We start from the raw sequence: 22,532 nt of genomic DNA, 5'->3' as shown, positions 1-22,532 counted from the left end.
ATTTTCATATTTAATTTTTGCTTGCCGCCATGCTTGAAATCCGTCACCTAGAAACCCTCTGCGCCATACGTGACACAGGAAGTTTGCAAGAAGCTGCGGAACGGCTTTATGTCACGCAGTCGGCCTTATCACACCAAATTCGTGATTTAGAAGTACGTCTCAAGCTGAGGCTACTCAACCGCCGCACCCGCCCTGCCCGTCTCACTACAGCAGCATTGCGCATCATTGCCTTGGCGGATGACATACTGCCGCGCATCAAAAACACCGAACGCGAGTTACAGCGTCTATCTTCTGGGCGCACGGGTAGACTGCACGTCGCTATTGACTGCCACTCTTGCTTCCAGTGGTTAATGCCCGCCTTAGATAAATTCAGACAAGACTGGCCAGATGTCAGCCTAGATTTATCGGCGGCCTTTTCCTTTGCCCCGTTGCCTGCCTTGTTGCGCGGCGACTTAGACGTGGTCATCACATCAGACCCTAAAGACTTGCCTGGCGTTAATTACGTACCACTATTCAGGTATGAGTTAGTGTTGGCCGTAAGTTCAGGCCACCCCTTAGCGCAATACCGCTATATAGAAGCAACGCAATTAAGCGATCAAACTCTGATTAGCTACCCCGTAGAGCGCAACAGACTAGATGTGTTTACACAATTTTTAGACCCGGCCGGCATAGAGCCATTACATATACGACAAGCCGAACTAACCCCCATGATTATGCAATTGGTAGCCAGCCACCGTGGCGTCACCGCCCTGCCTAACTGGGCGCTGTCAGAATTTACACATTCGGGATGGCTGCGCACCATTAAATTGGGCGAGCATGGGATATGGAGAAACCTGTATGCCGCACTGCGTGATGAGGATCACGATTCGGATTACATACAAGCGTTTTTGGAACAGGCACGCAAAACATGTTTTGCCACCTTGAGTAATATTGAGGAAGCCTACCCGGTTAGCTTCTAGTAGTCATCCAGATCGATATCACCCGCTTTCACCGCATCCAGAATGCGATGCAAGGTACTTAAGGCAAAACCTCTGGACACCAGAAACCTAGCCTGCTTGGTATAGGCTTTTTGATCTTCGGGCAAACAACCAAACTTACGAAACCACACCTCTACAGCGCGCTCAAATTCAGTTTCACGCAGCTCTTCCGTTAAGAGGGAAATATCTTCTTGTGCCACACCGCTTTGTTTTAATTCTTGTACGATGCGTAAGGTGCCGTGCTTAGATGCACGCCTGTTCACCAAACTTTGTGCAAAGCGTGTGTTAGACAGCCATTTTTCGCGTTCCAGCAAATCTAACAACGCCGTAATTTCGTCTTCATCTTGGCTATAGCGTGACAGCTTACGCTGTAGCTCTAGCCTAGAATGCTCGCGCCGTGACAGTAGGTCTATGGCGCGTGCTTTCAGAGACGGCCCCTGAGGCTCTTTGCGTTGTTCACGCTCTAAGCGCTCGGCGGGGTCCGTTTCGAACTCATCGTCCCAAGACATTACTCGGCATCTGGCTCGGGAGTACCTTCAGAAGCTTCTTCTTCTGTGGGCACGAACTCTGTCACGGCAACTTGTGCCACGCCAAACTTATCACGTACTTTGTTTTCGATCTCGATTGCCAAGGCAGGATGCTCACGCAAGAAATCACGTGCATTATCTTTACCCTGACCGATACGTGTGCTGCCGTAGCTGTACCATGCGCCAGCACGATCCAAAATACCTGCCTGTACGCCCAAGTCTACAATTTCACCTTCACGGGAAATACCAGCGCCGTACATGATGTCGAATTCTGCTTGTTTGAATGGTGGCGCTACTTTGTTTTTCACCACTTTCACACGTGTTTCGTTACCGATCACTTCGTCGCCACGCTTGATAGAACCAATACGGCGTATATCCAGACGTACAGAAGAGTAAAACTTCAGCGCGTTACCGCCTGTGGTGGTTTCGGGGTTACCGAACATCACGCCGATTTTCATACGAATCTGGTTAATGAAGATCACCATGCAGTTAGCACGTTTGATCGTAGCAGTTAGCTTACGCAGTGCTTGGCTCATCAACCTAGCTTGCAGACCTGGCAATGCATCACCCATATCGCCTTCGATCTCGGCTTTAGGAGTTAGTGCAGCAACGGAGTCGACCACGATCAAATCAACAGAACCGGAACGCACCAGCGCTTCGGTAATTTCCAACGCTTGTTCACCAGTGTCGGGCTGAGAGATTAGCAAATCGCTCAGGTTTACACCCAGTTTAGAGGCATACTGTACGTCTAGCGCGTGCTCGGCATCAACGAACGCACATGTACCACCCAGCTTTTGCATTTCTGCAATCACTTGCAAGGTCAACGTGGTTTTACCAGAGGATTCTGGACCGTAAACTTCGATAACGCGACCACGAGGCAAACCGCCTACGCCCAGCGCCAAATCCAAGCCTAATGAGCCGGTAGAACAAACCTGAATATCGTGCTCAATCTGGTTATCGCCATAACGCATAACCGAGCCTTTGCCGAATTGTTTTTCGATTTGAGACAAGGCGGCTGCCAACGCTTTGGCGCGTTCTGCCGATACCGCTTTACTGCGCTTATCGTCCATGGGGTAATCCTTCAAAGAGAGGCATGAAATTCAAAAAAATATTATACTGTATAAATAAACAGATATCCAGTATTACACCACACCTAATTACGTAACTATTTTCTGTTGTAGCGTAACGCGCCAAAGCCCGCTTGAACGTGCGTTACGCTGTATAAAGCCATGCAAGATTGTACGTATACGCCATGCCACACTGCTACATAGTCAAGAAATCAGCCATTAAAACACAGGCCTGCACTTTATGCCTATGCATGGACTTTTTCACCTGACAGCCTGACAAATGCGCGTACAATTCATCCATTCTATTCACCAACCTGCACCCATAGCAGGCATCATTTTCAACAAAGACACTTGCACATGTGGTTTAAAAATCTACGAATTTTCCGCCTCTCCCCCGAGTGGGACTACACTGCAGACACGCTAGAAGCAGCACTGCAAGAACATGCTTTTCAACCAGGCACTAGCCAAGACCCTCTAAGCTTGGGTTGGGTTGCGCCACGCGAAGGTGAAGGGCTGGTACACACGCTGAACGACCAGTTCCTAATTTGCCTGCGTAGCGAGAAAAAACTACTGCCTAGCACTGTGATTAATCAGGTGGCTCGCGCCAAAGCTCGCGACATGGAAGCCGAACAAGGCTACAAACCAGGTCGCAAGCAAATGAGTGAAATTAAAGAACAGGTCATCACTGAGCTGATGCCTCGTGCTTTTAGTATTGCGCGCGACACCCGCATCTGGATTGATACTAAAAACCTGTGGTTGGTGGTAGATGCTGCGTCGGCTGCAACTGGCGACGAAGTGATGGGTTTGTTGGCGAAAAGCCTGAACCCCTTCCCTGTATTGCCGCTCTACACCGAACTATCTCCCGGTGCGGCGATGACCTCTTGGCTGATCGAAGATGAAGCCCCTACTAATTTCAGCATCGACCAAGACACTGAGTTGCGCTCTACTAGCGAGAGCCGTGCCGTGGTTCGCTACGTGCGCCACAGCGCTGAGCCAGATGAACTGCGTCGTCATATTGAGTCCGGCAAACAGTGCACGCGCTTGGCCCTAACATGGGATGATCGCATTTCTTTCGTTCTGACCGATGGCCTAGAGCTAAAACGCGTCGCACCTCTAGATGTACTGAAAGAGCAAAACGAAGTGTTGGCTGGTGATGAAGCAGAATTGTTCAATTCAGACATGACACTTATGACTGCTGAATTAACGAAGCTGTTTGATGACTTGCTGAATGCGCTGGGTGGTGAGAAAAAAGTAGTGTAAACAACTACGTACCCCGCATACAAAAAGGGCACCGTTTGGTGCCCTTTTGCTATTTAGTACATACCGTGGAAGACAGCATCGTCGGGTCCCACGTGTGAAGGTGGGTTCCATGTCACGTCACGCATGGAGTGCTGTACTAGATTCTCTACCCCCAGCAATACCGCAAAGATTGCCATACGCACAGGAATACCGTTATCAGCTTGTCTGAAAATAGCCAGACGAGGGTCGTCGTTCAAGTCTACGCTCAAATCGTGGGCGCCTTCACGGCTGTCACGTGGCAGCGGGTGCATCACGATCACGTTTTCATCGCAGTACTGATCAATCAACGCTTTGGATACTTGGAACTCTGCGGTGTAGCCTTCCAGTTGCTCATCCGAGAAGCGCTCTTTCTGCACACGAGTAGCGTAAATCACATCAGCGCCTTTCACATCTGCCAAATCATGAGATTGCTCAATCACGTGATTACCTAGTTTGGCCACATGCTCAATGATCTCTTCTGGCATTTCCAAACCCAGCGGGGAAATCAGCGTGAATTTCAGACCACGATACAAAGCCAACAACTTCAACAACGAGTGCACTGTACGGCCATATTTCAGGTCGCCCGTCATCACGATGTGAGCACCATCAAGCAACTTACCCAGACGAGAGAACTCCGTCAGAATGGTGTACAGATCCAGCAATGCTTGGCTAGGGTGTTCACCCGCGCCATCACCACCGTTTACTACAGGAATATTGGTTGCGCGTGCAAACTCAGCCACCGAACCTTGCTCAGGGTGACGGATCACCATGGCGTCCACATAGCCGCTCATGACACGACTTGTGTCATAGATAGATTCGCCTTTGGCCATGGAGGAAAACGTAAAACCAGTGGTGTCACACACCGAACCGCCCAAACGGCAGAATGCGGCACCAAAACTCACACGAGTACGAGTACTGGCTTCAAAGAACAAGTTACCCAACACCGCGCCTTCTAATACACGCGACACTTTCTGGCGTCGTGCTATAGGCTGCATCAAGTCAGCAACTCGGAATAACTCTTCTACAGATTCACGACCGAACTGTTCTACAGACAGCAACTGATGTTTGCCACCTACCGCAATGCGATCACGCAAAGGACCTGACTGTACGCTCTGCGCATACTTAGTCAAAAGCGAGTCGTTCTCTACGATTTCAGTCACGAAACGCAGCACCACTTCAGGCATAGAACGAAACTCTTGCGAACCCTCTGGCAGCAACCAGGTGTCTAATGCACGACGCTTCACACCTACACGAGCTGCAAAAACATCTCGGGTCAAATTCAGACGACGCATTGCATCGCGCAAAAACACTTGTTGGGAAACAGCCATCATTCGCTCCATAGAACTATACGCAATGCGCACATTTTATAGTCAAAACACGAAGAGGTATGCGTTTTTTTTACATCACTGAGACTATTTTGTAGACGGAATCAAACAACGCGCATACAACAACGCCCCGGAAGTGCTTATACACATTCCGGGGCGTTGTTCATAACACGCTAATCTATAACGTATTACTTTCTAGCTGGAGCCTGAGTTGGTGCAGGAGCTGCATCACCAGCGATGATTCGAGCAGCAGTTACAGCGTTCTGCTCGCTACCCACCATGAATACCAGACGGCTGCTGGTAATAGGCTCGGAGTAACCAGGAACAGCCAACAACGTACCATCTACCACCAATGCCAGACGTTTACCTGGATTAGCAGAAGTCACACGAGTAACGTTAGCAATAGCTCGCTCGCTCATATCCAGCGCCAACAAACCTTCGCCCGATTCACTACGACCAGCCTCTACACCTGTGAAGTCTTCCAAAGCCAAAAAGGCTTCAGGCTCTAGATATAGACTGCTGTTTTCGCCTACTCTCACTTCTGCCCAACCTGTTTGAGGTTTGGTGTCTGCAAGGAAAACCAATACAGGAGACATCATCTGCTGTGCATTTTGGTTTTGTGCTGCAGCGGGCTGCTGTGCAGGTGCTGTAGCCGTAGTTGGGGCTGCTGCTGTGCTAGCAGCATCCGCATCCGTTTTTTGCGGTACGGTTTGGCACGCAGCCAAAGCCAACAAACCAATTGGAGCAAGGGTACGGCTCATCCAGAGCTTCGCGGACATGGCTTTTCCTCTCAAAGTAAATATATGTCGGGAGTGTAGCAGCATACTACGTTACCTAACATGATTAAATGTTAATTCTAATTAATAGTCGCACGAACCTGCAGCGTTACGCTATCGTGCACTACGCCCTTTTCATCTACTAATTCCACCGTAATTCTACCTGGTTGTACAGCCCACCACGCTTCGGCACCTTCCGCATAGGGCTGTCCATTTACACGCCAATACAATTGACCGCCTCCGGTGGCGCGCAGCGGCAACAATTGATGCTCTCGTGGAATGTCTGGGTCAAATGCCAAAATACTGCCAGTGGCTGGTGACACGATGCGTGCCCGCCCTTGTTGCTGCACTGTAGTATTCTTTGTTGCCAAACGTATAAGCTCTTGCTCTGTGCCTGCCAGAAAGTACTCGGTACGGTCAGCTTCGGGAACACCTTCGTAATGTAAAACACGTGCTACGACGTTATCAGGCATAGCTGGTGGCACTGACAACGCATTATAGTGCAAGGTACGCATCATCCTATGCCATATAGGTGCCGCCCCTGTTACGCCAGACACATTACGCATGGGGGAACCGTCACTATTTCCTACCCAAACCCCTACGGTATAACGATCGCTAAAACCTATAGCCCAGTTATCGCGCATGTCTTTGCTGGTACCGGTTTTGACTGCTGCCCAAAATGGCAAGCTCAATGCGCTATCCAACCCAAAGGTGTAAGACCTTGCCTGTCTATCCGACAAAATATCTGCCACGATCCAAGAGGCATCCGCATCCAAAACGCTCTGGCATGTCGCAGCATCCGCTGCATCGCTAGGCACAAACCGCACAGGACTGTAGCAACCGCCGTTCGCCAGCGCCCTATAAGCATTGGTTAACGACAACAAATCAATGTCCGCACTGCCTAGAGCCAAACTAAAACCATAGTGCTCTGTGGCTTTATCTAACGGCAAACCCAGCGCACGCAAGTGATTGGCAAAGCTGTCTACCTGCACCATTTCCAAGGTACGCACAGTAGGAATATTTAAGGAGGATGCCAGTGCCGTGCGTACACTCACCCAACCCGAAAACTGCTGGTCGTAATTTTGTGGCACATACAACCCGCTAGCGGTAGCCAGATTTAAAGGCGAATCATCTAACAGCGATGCTGCGGTTAAGCGTTTTTCCCCTATAGCTTGAGCATACAAAAAGGGTTTTAACGTCGAGCCTGCTTGCCGCTTAGCACGAGCGTGATCCACCTCAATAGCCGAAGACCCTGAGCTCGCCCCCACGTACGCCAATACCTCACCACTGCGGTTATCTAGCACCACAACAGCGGCATCGCTCACACGTGCCACATTTAAGGTTTGCAAAGTGGCATCAACAGCACGGTTAGCCTCGGCCTGCAAGCTAGCATCTATGCTGCTACGCAGGTTAGCCCCCTCGGTTGTTAGCCCTTGATTTTGTAGAAGGCGTGCATAGTGTCTGGCAGACTGCGGCTGATCCCACATGGGTGCCTGCATGCGCGACAATGCCGTACTCAATACGTACCCTAATGACCCACATTGCTCTGCTCTGCCCATGCTCATCAACAATGAACAGGCACGCTGCTGCAATACCGATGCCGAAGCATTGGGCGCACGCAGCATCACCGCAGCCAACGCCGCCTCTTGCATCGTCAAAGCATTGGCTTGCTTTTGAAAGAGTACGCGAGCTACCGCATCAATACCAACTAGCTCTCCCCTAAAGGGAGCTAAGTTAAGGTAGGCCTCTAGAATCTCTGCTTTGGTAAATAAGGACTCCAACTGATAGGCCGCATAGGCTTGATCTAGCTTACCTTGCCAAGAACGCCGTTGCACACTTGGGCGCTCGCTTAAGCCCATCAAGTCGGCCAATTGCATGGACAACGTGGATGCTCCACGGTGCACACGCTGGTCCCATAACTGATCCCATGCCGCATTGGCCACCGCCAACCAATCCACACCACCGTGTTCAAAGAAACGCTGATCTTCAGAGGCCAACACGGCACGCTGCAATGCTGGCGAAATGTGTGACAAGGACACCCAATCGCCTCGTCGCTGCTGGAAATTGACGCGCAAAGCTTGTAGTGGCAAGCCACTATGATCTTGCACAATGAACTCAGACGCAGGATTTTCTTGCTGTAGAGTTGGTAGATCGGGATAGCGCGCTATGCCACTTGTAGAAAGCAGCATAGCGCCCACACCCACCATCCATAGTGCGCTTTTCTTCACCTTACTTTGCTTCACCAATCACCATAGGCGCGTTAGGTTGCAAAGCGTGCGTTTCAGGTTCGTACAACGCCTCAACTTTGGTGTCAGGCAAGACAAACTCTCCTGCCGTATTCAAGCGCACTTGGTATTCCAACGTATGTTTACCAGCAGGCAGGTTCTCGTAGTACGCCTGATAGGCATCAAATCGGCGCTCTACGTAATTTGGCCACATACCGGTTTGTTGGGTGCCTGCAGCTTCTATTGCCGAGTCACGCCCCAAACCACTGCCCAGAATAACCGCACCTGGAGGCACAGGGTCGTTCACGGCGGTCCAACCTGATGCCGCATTCACATCAATAGTCAGACGCACCTTGTACACGTCACCTACCGTCCACTCACCGGCTACTGCTTGCGTGACAGGAATCACTTCACGCTGCACAGAGTAGCCCGACATCACAGGTCTAGCAGTAGGCACTGCGGCTTGCAAACGTATTAACGCCCACACATCGCCCGCACCTTCTTGCTGTATCTGCAGTGGCACTTGATGTTCTGGCCAATCCAACTGCTGGTTGTAGCTGCGAGAATCAGGCCCTTTGCTGTTCACCGTCGCCCAGTTCACCATACGGGTTTTCTCACCCAAGCTCAGCAATGCCATACCTTCAGCAGGCTTCACTTGTTTGGCTAACAGACCGATAGACTGTGATGCTTGGGCGTTATCTGTAGTGCTCAGCCAATGACCTTTGGTTTGCATGTTGATCAACGCTTGCAACAACAGTGGCACGTCATCTTGCCAAGTGTCTTGCTGCTGTGCCCACACCAGCAATCTCGCTTGTGCTGTCACAGGGCTACGCATCAACCACCACTGATAGTCACCTTCGTTCACGCGCAAGGAACTACCGCGCGTTACTAATCGGGTGCGCAGTATCTCTATAGCCTTCGCTTTATGTTCTGCCGCATTCGCAATATTCGGAACGCGATCCAACACTAGCAACCAATCCAAGATACTTTCTACGGGCCAGTTTTGCGGCTCAATCGTGATGCTGTCCAGCATATTGGCCGTTGCCGACTGATAACGGGACAAGGTTTCAATTATCATCAACTGACGCAATGCACGCTGTTCAGGTGACAACCACTCTTCTCGTACGGTATGACCCAACACCACGTTACGCAAACCTTGCAACAACTGCGCTTGCATAGTGGTAGGTAGGCTAAAGGCCTCATTGCGCTGTTTGGCGTCGTCTGCCAAGTTCATCACATAGGAGGTCAGCACAGGGCTACCTTTCAACACAGGGCTTGGGAAGTAACGCAGCAATTGGTCTGGCGCAATGTAAGCTGCCGCACCCAACGTTAGCTGTTGCCACAATGCTGTGTCATCCAATACCACTGCACGAGACATTTGTTGCTCGTAGCATGTGTAGGGGTAACGCTGGAACCACCGACGCACGTCTGGCAGGTCTGCCGACAAACCTGATTGCAACTGAATAGCAATACCACCCAAGAACTGACCTGCGCTATCACGCAATGCCCCTTCTGGTGTGCTCAGTTGCGCATCGTAAGCCTTGTCCTCTTTCACCAGTGCCCAGAAACCTTGCTGAGTGATCACAGGCACAGCTGGCTTCACCACTTGTGTCACAGTTAGCGAATCGCGTGCATTAGGCTGCGAAGCATCTTCGGCATCAATGCGCCACGTAATTTTCGTATCGCCCTCACCGGCTAACCCTGCAGGCACATCTACTGGCCACTGTACGGTTTGCGCACGCCCTGCTACCAACGCTACTTCTTGCGCAGGTAATGCCACCGGTTTATCTTGACCTGCCCACTGCATAGTGGCTTTCAACACGATGGTGCGATCTTGCTCACTGCTATTACGCACGGTGAATGTAGCTTGGTAGTTGTCACCATTACGTACCACCTCTGGCAAGCCAGAAATTAACTGTACGTCTTGGCTCACCACAATAGAGGCGCTGCCTGTACCAAAGCGCTGCTCGCCGTATTCTGCAATGGCCACCAATTTAAAGGCAGTTAGTGCATCATTCAGCGGCACTTGTATACGTGCAATACCTTGCTCATCCGTACGTACTTCGCCTTGCCACAGCAACAAGGTATCCAACAGTTCACGTGTAGGTGCTTTACCGCCACCGCCGCCAGCAGGAATGGCTTTACGACCATAGTGTCGACGCCCTACTACCTCAGATTGCGCGGTTGCCGTATTCACACCGTAGGCGTGTGGCTGCAACATGGCTTTCACCACATCCCAACTGCGGTTAGGAGACAGCTCTAACAAGGCTTCATCGACAGCTGCAAAGCTCAGTAATGCGCCAGCCGCAGGTTTGCCATCTGGCAACTTAACTTGTACTTCTACATCTACCTTTTCACGTACTGCGTAACGTGGCTGCTCAGGTTTCACCTCAACTTTCAACTGGTTTTCATCAGTACGTACTTCGATTTCAGCCAGACCTAAGCGGTACGTAGGCTTAGACAAATCGACGGTAGTGGTAGGTGCCTCATATTCGGCATCGCTATTGCTCCACGCATCGTACCAGTCAAAGGGTTGTTTCCACCCCCAGCTAAAGAAAGACGTCCATGGCACACTGCGTAAACGACCGCGCACGACCAACGCCGACACAAACACGTTTGGCCCCCACTCAGCCAGCACTGGCAGTTTGATCACTGGATTGTCAGCAGACACTTCCATGATTTCATAACCCAGTACACCCTCACGCTCTACGCTCACCAGAACGGTGGCTTTTTCAAATGGCATACGAACCTGGAACTCAGCTTCTTCACCAGGTGCCCACACTTTCTTAGCAGGAATCAGGTCTATACGGTCATCGTTTTCACCGCCAAACCATAGTCTTTCGGAACTGCTCACCCACACGTTGGTGGAAGCATCTGCTTTATTGCCTGCGGCATCTTCTGCCTCGGCAATCAAGACGATCTCACCACCTTTTTTAGGGTCAATAGAACACTCCAGCTCTCCTTTTTCATTGGTAGAGCCTTTGCATAGTTGACCCAAATCTTCTACTTGTTGCTGATTATCGTAACTATAGAAACCACCGACCAAACGTTTACGGGTAGACAAGGTTTTGCGCACTTGACCACGCAATGTCATAGCTTGACCAGAGATAGGCTGACCTTGTGTATCCAACGCCAACAACTTCACAGTATTCTTGCTGCCTTTGCTCATCCAACCATCAGACTTGATGCCCGGCACTACAGCCGACGGCCATACCACTGTAGTTTGGCTCAAGGTTTGGATAGCACCATTAGGATCATGAAAGCTTGCCTCTACCAACCATTGCTGAGGTTTCTCATCCACTGGCACTTCATCTACTTGTACTCGGGCACCGCCTTCCACATCCAGTACCAACGCATGCTTATTCAAGAACAGCTTCTGTTCGGATGGCGCAGTGTTTTCTTCCTCGTCATAGCTGTAGTTACGTACGTTGCCAAAGCTATATTCTTCATATTGCGAGAAATTCGGGAAGTACGGACGTGACACGGCAGACACGGTAACGGGTAATGCACTGGCCGCACCGCCATTCACATAACCCAGTTGCAAATCGGCTTGTAACTGCGCTGGACGCACCATGCTGGCTGCATCACTACCATCACTCAACTTAATGCTGCCTTTCAAAAACGGCAGCTTGAATTCTTCAATGCGCAGCGTGCCAGTGGTATGCCAATCACGGGAACCACTGAGCATAATCATGTACTCGCCCAACGGTGCGTTTTTAGGCAGCTCAAAACTGGAATAGGCGCGTGAACCGTGCTCATCGTTAGACCAACGCAGCGGCTGCTCGAAACTTTCGCCTGAACCGTAATGCGTCAGTTCTACCGTATCAGGCAATGAACCATAATTAGGATTCTCTAAACCATTACGCGTTTGTTCACGCAACAAGTGCTTCATGTGTACTGTTTCGCCCGCTCTGAATAACGAGCGATCCAAAATGGTATGTGCAATGCGATCTTTGTTCTCGCTATACCCTACCGCCACGTTGAAACGCCATGGCTCAATCCCTCTATTCCAATCCGACAAGACGAAAGAGAAATCTGCTTTGCCATACGCTTGTGGGTGATCTGCAGGAATGCGTGCAGACGCATACAATGCGCTTGTACCTAGTCGAGGGCAATATTGCTTTTGTATAGTAGCTTCGCGATGAAATACACCATCAGCATTCGTGGTGCCACGCATCAGTTCGTTGCCATCACAATCCAGCACACGCACTTCGGCGTTTGGTACTGGTTTCGCATCATCCAGCGTTGTCACCCATACCAGCATGTCATCGCGACCATGCTTCATATGTACAGACAAGTTAGTCACCAAGGCGCTAGTACGCACATACATAGGCTCTGGGTCTGCTAGGAAAGCCTCACCCAGTTTTTCGGATCCTGCTTCCAAAACGTGGAAACCAGGTTCCGTCAACGGCACACCAATGACCTCAAACGGTGTTTCACCTTGATCAGGCACACCCGGTAAGGTGAGCTCTTTAGTCTCTACACCCAAGCGTTGAAATACAGAAATAGAACGCGTGTCTACATCCACACCACCATTGGTGTACGACCACTCTCTATCCGCCAAAATATTATCGACCTGATGCAACTGCATGGTGCCTTCATACAGCCTACGCAGGCGCGATAGCCAACGCAAAACCTCTTGGTCGTCTTGAGTAGCGTAGTCTTTGACGTTACCTGCACTACGCTGCAGCTCTTTCACACGGAAATCAGCTTCTAAACCACGTATAGTCAGTGGTACAGCAGCAGGTGAGTTATCTTCTTCGCCAGGCACACCAGCATGCGCGAAACGCTCCACAATACCGAAGTTGCCTGAAGCAAACTTCAGCAACGGCGGATAACTCGCCAACGCCACAGTCGCGTCTTTCATGGCTTGTGCATTTTCCAGCGTACGACCACTGTCATCTACAAAACCATCAGGAATATTGACCTTAACGCTAATTTCTGGAGGGAATGGACCTTCGAAACGCACCACACGCGTATTGCCATAGTAGTACTCGTCTTCTTCTGGTTTGGCCTGATCCCAACGTTTACCGCCCCCTTCCAAATACACTTTCTTCAATAGTTCCTCTTCCACAATGGAAGAAAACACGACGTGTATAGGCAGCAAGGGGTTACACGGCGCATCAGGATTACTGCGCTCGCAAGTAATGCGGCCCAAAAACGGTTGGCGTACTTGGAAATTCAACAAAATAGGCTCAGCGTAGCGTACTGGCTCACGCCCTTCAAACGCGCTGCCTAATCCTGCTTCCACCACAAACTTGACATCGGCACTGGCAGGCAACAACCGCGCGCACTGCACCACCTGATCAGCTGCGCTATCGTTCTCAGGATCAAAGTCATACAACACGGCTTTCAACAGTTCAGTTCTGCGCTCGCCGTCTATCACTTTCAGAGGAATCATTTCCCCTACACCATCTACCGCGCAGCCACCCAGTTGCTCTAATTCTTTAGGGTCCACCGGCGCAGCAAAGCGCATCACCACGGCCTGATCTTCGCTAATATCAGAATAGTAGTAAGGTCTGGAACTTAAAAGCTTAGGTCCGCCTGAATTGAACGAATACGAAACGTTCGGTGACAGCTTTCTATCTTGTGTTGCAATAAAAACCGGATTTGTCTGCGCTGTACAACTCGTCCCAGCTGATATCAACTCTACAAACTCATAGACCCATCGCCTTGCATCTAGCCATCTACCCGCGCCTACAGCCTCAGGATCGTCACACTGTACGATAAAGGGAGCCTCTGATTGGCGGCCCAATACAGCGACGTTCTGGCCAAAATCTGCCACAACCGCTCGTAGGCCTAGCCCCCCCTCGCCCATTTCAGGCGTAAAATGAGGGGCTTTCAAAGTTTGTGCTGACGCCACGGCGCCCCCTAGCGCCAAAGCCAAGGACACAGATAACGGAATTATTTTCATAATGTAGGCGGTTGTATTCTATGAAGGTTTGCCTGAATAGGCAGATGCGCAACACCGCCATAATACTCCACTCATGTCACATTCTCATCCACCAGCTAAACCGCATTCTGTTTTTTCACGACATTTGCATCGCAACCCCTATGCGTGGGTATGCTACGCCATGTTCGTAGGCGTAATGGGCACAGCTTTAGCCAGTCCGCTGTACCCGCTGTACCAAGAACTGTGGGGCTTACGCACCGGAGACATCACGTTGGTCTACGTGATTTATATGTTCTCGGCGCTGTGCAGTTTGCTGTTTCTAGGGAAGTTAAGCGACCAATACGGCTACATGCCTATTTTGCGTGGTGGCCTAGTATTAGTGACATTGGGGTTGATTCTCTCAGCTGTGGCAAATAGCTTCAGCATCTTTATTGTAAGCCGTGTCATGATTGGCTTGGCTTCCAGCCTCATTGTGACATCCGCTTCTATTGGTTTAGCGCAACTTAGTCCGTCTCGAGACTTGCAACGCGCAGCCTCGACCACCAGTCTGATGCTGGCCTTTGGTTTTGGCATGGGCCCCGCTATAGGTGGCTTGATTGCACAGATTTTCCCTGCGCCACTACGTAGCAGCTATATTCCATCTATTTTGATGGGCTGTTTGGCTACCTACGCCTTATTCTCATTGCGTCACAACACGCCAGAATCCGCTAGGCTGAATGTAGCCAAGCGCCTACCGTTGCCCAAGATTGAGCTACCTAAGGGCACCTGCCGTCCTCTGTTCTTGATTGCAGGCGGCTCCGCTTTTATTGCGTTTTCTATTTTCAGTTTATTTGCCTCGCTAGCCCCTAGCTTCATGCAAAGCATGGTGCCTTGGCATGGCCCAGCCGTGAGTGGCTTATCTATTGGCATTATTTTGTTTTTATCAGCCTCGTTCCAGCTCATGCTGCGTCACCGGTCGCCCAAGCAAAATATGCAGCAAGGCATGCTGTTTATTGCCATCAGTGGCGTACTGCTCATGGCAAACTTGTTTAGTGGCTGGTCGTGGCTGTTTATTGTGAGCGTATTCACTACGGCTTTAGGCCACGGCCTGTGTCTGACCTCGGGCACGGCTACGGTCAGTTTGGTGGCTAAGCCTCAGCAACGTGCCGCGCTGATGTCCACCTATCTGATTATGGGTTATTTAGGTGCTATCTTGCCCATGCTAGCCATAGGTTATATTGCTGACCATTTTGGTATGCATGCAGCGTTGATTAGTTTCTGTTCGTCGTTGGCTGTGCTGGCAATCACGCTGACACTGCTGGTCAAACCCTGTTTTATACTCCAGCAACAAGCCGAATCACCAACCACTACAGTCTAATTTACTGTTCTGGCAGCGGGATAAACGCATCGTTATCCATAGGTGGCAAAGCAATGCGCCCCGACTGCCAGTCCTCTTTAGCTTGTTCTAGGCGCTCTTTGCTGGACGCCACAAAGTTCCACCACATGAATCGCTCACCCACCGATTCACCACCTAACAGCATTACCCTCGCATCGCCTACTGCGCGCACATCGGGATCTGCCCCTGGTGTAAATACCAGCATATGACCAGACTCGTAGCGATGACCGCCGTATTCAATACAACCTTTAGCCACATACACGGCACGCTCTGTATAAGGCATAGGTAATGGGATGCGCCCACCTGCTTTCACCTGCAAATCCACATAAAACAACGGTGAAAACACATCGACAGGAGCCTCACAGCCAAAGGCTTTACCAGCGATCAAACGGCCACGGAACATGGTGTCTTCTAGCAAAGGCAATTGCTGCTCATTAAAGTGCTGAAAGCTAGGATCACTTTCTTCAAACTCTTTAGGCAATGCCACCCAGGCTTGTATACCATCCAAATTGCCGCCCGTTGCACGCATATCGTCAAAGCGTTCGGAATGGCTAATGCCTGAACCCGCACTCATCCAATTTAACTCGCCCGGACGTATTTGCTGCTGCACGCCCAAGCTATCGCGGTGAGTCATGGTGCCTTCAAACAAATACGTGACAGTAGCCAAACCTGTATGCGGGTGTGGTAATACGTCTGCGTCAGTTGTAATAGGTGCAGCAAAATGTTGCGGCCCCATACGGTCAAAGAAAATAAACGGCCCCACCATTCTACGTTTGCGGAAAGGCAATACTCTGCCTACGTCAAATGCCCCTATATTGTGTAACCGAGTTTCAATTACCATCTCAAGCATAAAAACTTCCTCGCGCAATACGCTAAAATCAATTTATAGCAATTTACTGTACTTTAAATGGGATTTCTCATATGTTAGGTGGTTTTTTTGATTTTACTGTCGTTTTAGTCATTCTAGCGGTAGTAGTAATAGGTGCTGGGGTCAAAGTTATCCCTCAAGGTAGACAGTGGACGCTTGAGCGTTTTGGCCGCTACACCCGCACATTAAGCCCCGGCTTAAACTTTATTGTTCCGTTTATTGATCGCATTGGTACCAAGCTTTCCGTTATGGAATCAGTGTTGGATGTACCTACACAAAATGTGATTTCACGCGATAACGTTTCCATTACTGCTGATGGCGTTGTGTTCTACCGTATTGATAACGCTGCACAAGCTGCTTACCAAGTAGATAACCTGCAACGTGCGATTGTGAACCTGACTACTACCAACCTACGTTCGGTATTGGGTTCCATGGAACTGGATCACATGCTGTCCAACCGTGAGCAAATCAACGAGCGTCTGCTGTCTGCTGTAGACTCCGCTACCGCACCGTGGGGCGTGAAGGTAACACGTATTGAGATTCGCGATTTGGCCATGTCGCCAGAGCTGCAAGAAGCCATGAACCTGCAGATGACAGCCGAGCGTCATCGTCGTGCACTGGTTACTAAAGCCAACGGTCAACGTGAAGCCGAAATTCTGCAAGCCGAAGGTGAAAAGCAAGCGGCCGTATTACGTGCTCAAGGTGAACGTGAATCCGCCATCCTGATCGCTGAGGCACGTGAGCGCCAAGCTGAAGCCGAAGCGAAAGCAACGCGTGATGTATCCGCTGCGATTGCCGATGGTAATCTGCACGCCGTGCAATACTTCTTAGGCTTAAAATACGTGGAAGCGCTGGAAAAAATCGGTAGTGCCGATAACAGCAAACTGGTGATGATGCCTCTGGAAGCAACGGGCGTAACTGGCGCGGTTGCCGGTATTGGTGAACTACTGAAAAATCTATCCACCAACACCACCCCTAAACCCTAAGAGAAGGCTCCAACATGTTCGCTAGCCCATGGTCATGGTTTATTATCGGCTGCTTGCTGATGGCTCTGGAAGCACTGATTCCAGGCGTATTTATCCTATGGATAGGCGTGGCGGCTATTGTCGTGGGCGTATTCGTGAGCGCGTGGCCAGAGGCTCCCTTGGGCATACAATTTCTGGTGCTAGCCGTAGCCATTGGTTTATCAGTTTGGGTAGGCTTGCGATTGCACCGCAAACGCAAGCTCAGCCCAGAGCAAAGCTCGCTTAACAGCGGCTTGATCAGCTATGTAGGGCGTCAGGCTGTAGCCATTACGGCCTTTACCCAAGGCCAAGGTCGTGTACGCCTGGATGACAGCTTTTACACAGCGCTATGCTCGGCCCCTATTGCTGAGGGCGATCCTGTACGTGTAGTCGGTATTGAAGGGGCTATGTTGTTGGTAGAACCAGCACACAGCGCTTAACCTTCATCACACTGCACCCACAAAAAGCCCTGCAAACACAGCAGGGCTTTTTACGTTTACTCGCTGATAAGCTAATCGCTTATAGCGTGATTTTAGTGCCTAGCAACTTCAAGAATTGCGCTAACCATTCGGGGTGTGCCGGCCATGCTGGTGCCGTCACCAAGTTGCCTTCCGTGATCGCCGCATTCACCGCAATATCTGCGTAACGACCGCCAGCAAGTTCTACATCAGGGCGACACGCTGGGTACGCCGAACATGTTCGGCCATTGAGCACCTTAGCTGCCGCCAGTAATTGCGCTCCGTGACACACCGCTGCAACCGGTTTATCTTCTACAAAGAAGTGCTGCACGATTGCAATCACTTGCGGATTCAATCGCAAGTATTCAGGCCCACGCCCTCCGGGAATGACTAAAGCATCGTAATCAGCAGCCTGAATGGCATCAAAATCGGCATTCAATACAAAGTTATGGCCACGTTTTTCCGAATAGGTTTGCTCCCCTTCGAAATCGTGAATCGCCGTAGCGATACTTTCACCCTTTTTCTTACCCGGACATACGGCATCCACTCTATGCCCTACTGCCTGCAATGTCTGAAACGGGACCATCGTTTCGTAATCTTCGCAATAATCACCGCACAACATCAGTATTTTCTTAGCCATTGCTGCACTCCTTTAGTGAAAAACACGCAAAATTTCGCTTTTTTTTATCGCTATATCGTAACAAAAAGCAATTTAATAAATTACGAGAAAAATCCACAAAGCCATATAAACATTAGCTTTACAACCATCATATAGCTGTTTCTCCTTACTGACCATTTTCATTTACAAAAACTTAATGGGATTTATTCCTTGACGCTATAACCAATACACCCATAATGAAATCAAGCACTGTAGCTTTCAGGTTTTCTGTGGTGGTCTCCTCCTCTTAACCAGCCTGCGGGCTGGTTTTTTTATTGCGCGCACCTTTTCCCCTCTCCGTCCTTCACAGGCTAAAATAGCCCTACTCTTTGTTTGTGTAGGTTTTAGCATGAGCTTTCAGGGCCTTTCCCGTAACCACTACCCTTCCATAACATCGCTGCAATGTTTTGAAGCGGCTGCTAGGCACCTAAGTTTCACACATGCGGCCAAAGAACTGCATCTGACGCAAAGCGCGGTCAGCAAACAAGTTGCTTTGTTAGAAGACACGCTGCAAACCCCGCTATTTAGGCGGCTGCGCAAACGATTAAGCCTCTCCCCCGCCGGACAGCTGTATCTGGAACAAGCCCGCAAAATACTGCTGCATATAGAGCAATCCACCCTGCAAATGCTGTCTTACGACCACGAGCGTGAGTTACTTAGTATTGCCGCACACCCTAGCTTGGGGGCGCATTGGCTTATCCCACTCCTGAAGCATTTCCATGATCTGCATCCGCATATACAGATAGATATGCACGACTCACTGCAGCCTTTTAGCTTGGCGCAAAAGAATATTGATGTCGCTTTTTTATTTGGGCATGGAAACTGGGAAAATTTGGAATGTATTAAGCTTTTCGAAGAAGGCATGATTCCCGTTTGCCAGCCTAGCCTATTAGGCAATAAAACCATACGACACGCCTCGCAGCTAGCCCGCTTTGGATTGATTCAATGTCATTCACGCCCGAATGCTTGGGAGCTCTATTTTTCCGATCAAAATGATCCTGTAGAGCACAGCTACCACGGCCCCCGTTTCGCCACATGGTCTGCGTGTATACAAGCAGCCTTAGCCGGATATGGCATCGCCTTAGTACCCAAATTTCTGGCAGCAGATGCGCTACAGCAGCAACTATTGGTCTGCCCGTGGGAGCACGAACTGCCCAGCTTGGGGGCCTACTATGTCGCCTATGAAGCACATACAGCAGATGAACCCCGTATACGCCAATTAATTAACTGGCTCATCCAACACTTGAAACTTAAAGAACACGAAAAAAAGGAATAACACACTCCCTTTTTTTCGTTTGCTGCACTGCATGATTTTTGCTGTGATACAGGCTCGCACTCCAAGAAGAATATCGAGACAACATCACAAAGGATTTTCCATGCAAACCAGCGCGCACATCAGCCCCGCTCTGTCTATTGTTCACCCTATCACGCTGACCTCAGGCAAGAATGCCCGCGTGTGGGATAGTGAAGGCCGCGAGTACATTGATTTTATCGGCGGTATTGGCGTGCTTAACTTGGGGCACTGCAACCCTGCTGTAGTCGCTGCCATTATCGATCAAGCACAACGCATGACGCACTCAGCGTTCAATGCCATCCCCCATCAGCCCTACAGCCAACTGATGGATGCCCTGGCCGCATTTATTCCCAGCAAAGAACCGTACTTAGGCATGCTCACCAACTGCGGTGCTGAAGCAACTGAAAACGCCTTAAAAATTGCTCGTTTCAACACCCAACGTAGTGCCGTAGTCGCCTTTGATGGCGCATTCCATGGCCGTACACTGGCAGCACTCAATCTGAATGGCAAGGTTGCCCCTTACAAAAAAGGTTTAGGTGCGTTGCCAGGGCCGGTCTATCACATCCCCTACCCCAGCCACGACAGCAACGTTGACAGCGCAACTGCGATCTCGGCCTTGCAGCGCTTAATCAAGGTAGAGCTAGATGTAAACGACATCGCCTGCATTATTGCTGAACCCGTACAAGGTGATGGTGGCTTCCAAATGTTAGATCCAGAGTTTGCCCGTTACCTACGTCAGTTCTGTGATGAGCACGGCATATTACTAGTGTGGGATGAGGTGCAATCTGGCTTTGGTCGTACCGGTAAACGCTTTGGCTTCGAACAACTAGGCGTAGAACCCGATCTATTGCTGTTAGGTAAAAGTATTGCTGGTGGCCTACCTTTAGGCGCGGTGATGGGCCGTTCTGTATTGTTTCAAAGCATGCCCTCTGGCAGCTTAGGCGGTACCTACTCTGGCAACGCCGTTGCTTGTGCCGCTGCGTTGCAAATCATCCAGCAACTCAGTGATGAGCAGCAATTGCAGCAGTGGGCTAGCACCTATGAAAACCTTGTGCTCAAACACTATCAGCACTGGGAAGCACAAAAATTACCGGTCATCAAACGCCTCACAGGTGTGGGCACTATGCGCGGCATTGAGCTGCGTAACCCACAAGGTGGCCCCGGCACACAAGAACTAGCAAAAGTCCTGCAACGCGCTCGCGAACGCGGTCTGTTGTTGATGCCTAGCGGCGACTCACGTCACGTGATTCGTCTGTTGGCTCCTCTGACCATTGAGCCTGAACTGCTGGATAAAGGCTTAAGCATTCTGGGTGAATGCTTGGCTGAATGTCACTGATTTCCTATTGATCTATGCCGTCATCACGCAAAGGAGTAGCTTGTATGACATCCCCTAATTTTGTAAGCCCTAGCCAGATTCGTGCGCAATTTTCTGCTGCCATGTCTGCCATGTACAAAGATGAAGTGCCACTCTACGGTACGTTGATGGAGTTGGTGGCTGACATCAACCAGAACACCTTACAAGCCGACCAAGACCTGCATAAAAACCTGCAACAAGCTAAAGAGCTGGAACGCTTAGACGAAGAACGCCATGGCGCGATTCGCGTTGGTACACCTGAAGAGCTGCACACCATTGGCCGTTTGTTTGCAGTCATGGGCATGTATCCCGTGGGCTACTACGACTTAACTCCTGCTGGCGTACCCGTGCACTCTACAGCCTTTCGTGCTCTGCACGAAGATGAGCTACGTGTTAGCCCTTTCCGCGTATTCACCTCACTGCTACGTCTGGAGTTAATCGAGGATGCCGGCTTGCGTGAAGAAGCACATGCTATTTTGGCTAATCGTCAAATTTTCAGCCCTGATGCCCTCAAACTGATTGCCCAGTGCGAACAAGACGGCGGACTCAGCGCTGATGACGCCACTCGCTTTGTGAATGAAGCGATTAAAACCTTTAGGTGGCATGGCGAGTCCACCGTATCTAGCGCGCAATACAAAGATCTGCATGACCAGCACCGACTGATTGCAGACGTGGTAGCGTTCAAAGGCCCGCATATTAATCACCTGACTCCGCGCACCTTAGACATAGACTCTGTACAAGAAAACATGCCTAAATACGGTATTACGCCCAAAGCAGTGATTGAGGGCCCTCCTACTCGCCAGCACCCTATTTTGCTGCGCCAAACTAGCTTCAAGGCCTTAAATGAGCCTGTGCGTTTTGCAGACCAAGATGCTCACGAGCAAGGCAGCCACACTGCCCGTTTTGGTGAAATCGAACAACGTGGGGCCGCCGTCACGCACAAAGGCCGAGAACTGTATGACCGTCTGCTCAATGCGGCACGTGTAGAACTAGGTGAAGCCCCAGCCGAGCACAACGCAGAGACCTACACACATTTGATGCGCAAGCACTTTGAAAGCTTCCCCGACACGCTGGAGCAGATGTTCAACAACGACTTGGTGTATTTCAACTATCTACCTACCACCCAAGGTTTAGCCAAAGCAAGCAATTACGACGCTAACACCTCTATTGCCCAGTTGATACAAGATGGTGACGTACGTTTGTCCCCCATCGTATATGAAGACTTTCTACCTGTCAGTGCAGCAGGTATTTTCCAATCCAACTTGGGTGACGGTAATAACAGCAGCTACGCCCAGTTGTCCAATCAAGAAATTTTTGAATCCCAATTGGGTCAAACCGTGATTGATGAACAGCAGCTCTATGCACAAACCGCACAACGCTCTTTAGAGCAGTGTTTGCAAGCGTTGGGCATACAGCGCTAACCCATACAGGAAGGGCGGCGTCTCCCCGTCCT

The 22,532-nt window shown here is 50.3% G+C and carries 16 protein-coding genes; 8 read left to right on the top strand and 8 right to left on the bottom strand.

All coding sequences use genetic code 11. From position 1 onward, the window contains the following. Positions 1 to 29 precede the first annotated feature (29 nt). Positions 30 to 959, top strand: a complete 930-nt coding sequence (locus tag AC3QL0_RS06425; RefSeq protein WP_493010588.1) for a LysR family transcriptional regulator — start codon at positions 30 to 32, stop codon at positions 957 to 959. Here AC3QL0_RS06425 and recX read toward each other — a convergent pair. Together recX and recA are read right to left on the bottom strand one after the other, a co-directional pair. Continuing rightward, positions 956 to 1,486, bottom strand: a complete 531-nt coding sequence (gene recX, locus AC3QL0_RS06420; RefSeq protein WP_493010587.1) for a recombination regulator RecX — start codon at positions 1,484 to 1,486, stop codon at positions 956 to 958. The two genes, AC3QL0_RS06425 and recX, sit on opposite strands and share 4 nt — an antisense overlap. Then, positions 1,486 to 2,574 (bottom strand): recombinase RecA, encoded by a 1,089-nt coding sequence (gene recA, locus AC3QL0_RS06415; protein WP_135866963.1) that lies wholly within the window; start codon positions 2,572 to 2,574, stop codon positions 1,486 to 1,488. Before recA ends, recX begins: the two co-directional genes overlap by 1 nt. A gap of 354 nt (positions 2,575 to 2,928) precedes the next feature. Here recA and AC3QL0_RS06410 point away from each other — a divergent pair, with 354 nt between their 5' ends. Continuing rightward, positions 2,929 to 3,831 (top strand): recombination-associated protein RdgC, encoded by a 903-nt coding sequence (locus AC3QL0_RS06410; RefSeq protein WP_493010586.1) that lies wholly within the window; start codon positions 2,929 to 2,931, stop codon positions 3,829 to 3,831. Positions 3,832 to 3,884: 53 nt separating this feature from the next. Here AC3QL0_RS06410 and AC3QL0_RS06405 read toward each other — a convergent pair whose 3' ends face one another. From AC3QL0_RS06405 to AC3QL0_RS06390, 4 genes are all read right to left on the bottom strand, one after another. Beyond that, positions 3,885 to 5,177, bottom strand: coding sequence for an aspartate carbamoyltransferase (locus AC3QL0_RS06405; protein WP_493010585.1), 1,293 nt, complete (start codon positions 5,175 to 5,177; stop codon positions 3,885 to 3,887). A gap of 185 nt (positions 5,178 to 5,362) precedes the next feature. Continuing rightward, complete coding sequence (locus AC3QL0_RS06400) at positions 5,363 to 5,953, bottom strand: hypothetical protein (RefSeq protein WP_493010584.1); 591 nt, start codon at positions 5,951 to 5,953, stop codon at positions 5,363 to 5,365. 77 nt (positions 5,954 to 6,030) lie between these two features. Then, a complete protein-coding gene (gene pbpC, locus AC3QL0_RS06395) occupies positions 6,031 to 8,178 on the bottom strand; it encodes a penicillin-binding protein 1C (protein WP_493010583.1) in 2,148 nt (715 codons plus the stop codon). Between the two features lies 1 nt (position 8,179). Beyond that, positions 8,180 to 14,089: an alpha-2-macroglobulin family protein gene (locus AC3QL0_RS06390; RefSeq protein ID WP_493010582.1), complete on the bottom strand. Its 5,910-nt coding sequence runs from the start codon at positions 14,087 to 14,089 to the stop codon at positions 8,180 to 8,182. Between the two features lie 73 nt (positions 14,090 to 14,162). Here AC3QL0_RS06390 and AC3QL0_RS06385 point away from each other — a divergent pair, with 73 nt between their 5' ends. Further along, positions 14,163 to 15,425, top strand: a complete 1,263-nt coding sequence (locus tag AC3QL0_RS06385; RefSeq protein WP_493010581.1) for an MFS transporter — start codon at positions 14,163 to 14,165, stop codon at positions 15,423 to 15,425. A 1-nt stretch (position 15,426) separates the two neighbouring features. Here the strand turns inward: AC3QL0_RS06385 and AC3QL0_RS06380 are convergent, their stop codons facing one another. Beyond that, positions 15,427 to 16,293: a pirin family protein gene (locus tag AC3QL0_RS06380; RefSeq protein WP_493010580.1), complete on the bottom strand. Its 867-nt coding sequence runs from the start codon at positions 16,291 to 16,293 to the stop codon at positions 15,427 to 15,429. A gap of 71 nt (positions 16,294 to 16,364) precedes the next feature. Here AC3QL0_RS06380 and AC3QL0_RS06375 point away from each other — a divergent pair, with 71 nt between their 5' ends. Both AC3QL0_RS06375 and AC3QL0_RS06370 read left to right on the top strand, forming a co-directional pair. After that, entirely contained in the window at positions 16,365 to 17,297 is a 933-nt protein-coding gene (locus AC3QL0_RS06375; RefSeq protein WP_493010579.1) for an SPFH domain-containing protein, read from the top strand. Between the two features lie 14 nt (positions 17,298 to 17,311). Next, positions 17,312 to 17,755 carry an NfeD family protein gene (locus AC3QL0_RS06370; protein ID WP_493010578.1) on the top strand — a complete coding sequence of 148 codons (444 nt, stop codon included), beginning with the start codon at positions 17,312 to 17,314 and terminating at the stop codon, positions 17,753 to 17,755. A gap of 79 nt (positions 17,756 to 17,834) precedes the next feature. Here the strand turns inward: AC3QL0_RS06370 and AC3QL0_RS06365 are convergent, their stop codons facing one another. Then, a complete protein-coding gene (locus AC3QL0_RS06365; protein WP_430219504.1) occupies positions 17,835 to 18,413 on the bottom strand; it encodes a DJ-1/PfpI family protein in 579 nt (192 codons plus the stop codon). Positions 18,414 to 18,780: 367 nt separating this feature from the next. Here AC3QL0_RS06365 and AC3QL0_RS06360 point away from each other — a divergent pair, with 367 nt between their 5' ends. From AC3QL0_RS06360 to hglS, 3 genes are all read left to right on the top strand, one after another. Then, positions 18,781 to 19,707 carry a LysR substrate-binding domain-containing protein gene (locus AC3QL0_RS06360; RefSeq protein ID WP_493010577.1) on the top strand — a complete coding sequence of 309 codons (927 nt, stop codon included), beginning with the start codon at positions 18,781 to 18,783 and terminating at the stop codon, positions 19,705 to 19,707. A gap of 100 nt (positions 19,708 to 19,807) precedes the next feature. Continuing rightward, on the top strand, positions 19,808 to 21,061 hold the full coding sequence (locus AC3QL0_RS06355) for a 2-aminoadipate transaminase (protein WP_430223558.1): 1,254 nt from the start codon (positions 19,808 to 19,810) through the stop codon (positions 21,059 to 21,061). Between the two features lie 44 nt (positions 21,062 to 21,105). Further along, complete coding sequence (gene hglS, locus AC3QL0_RS06350) at positions 21,106 to 22,500, top strand: 2-oxoadipate dioxygenase/decarboxylase HglS (RefSeq protein ID WP_493010576.1); 1,395 nt, start codon at positions 21,106 to 21,108, stop codon at positions 22,498 to 22,500. Positions 22,501 to 22,532 lie beyond the last annotated feature (32 nt).

Source organism: Paenalcaligenes sp. GW821-LYS-B07-1 (assembly GCF_058803365.1).
Note: the sequence above shows the minus strand (reverse complement) of the source record. Positions and strands in the feature narration are given on the sequence as shown.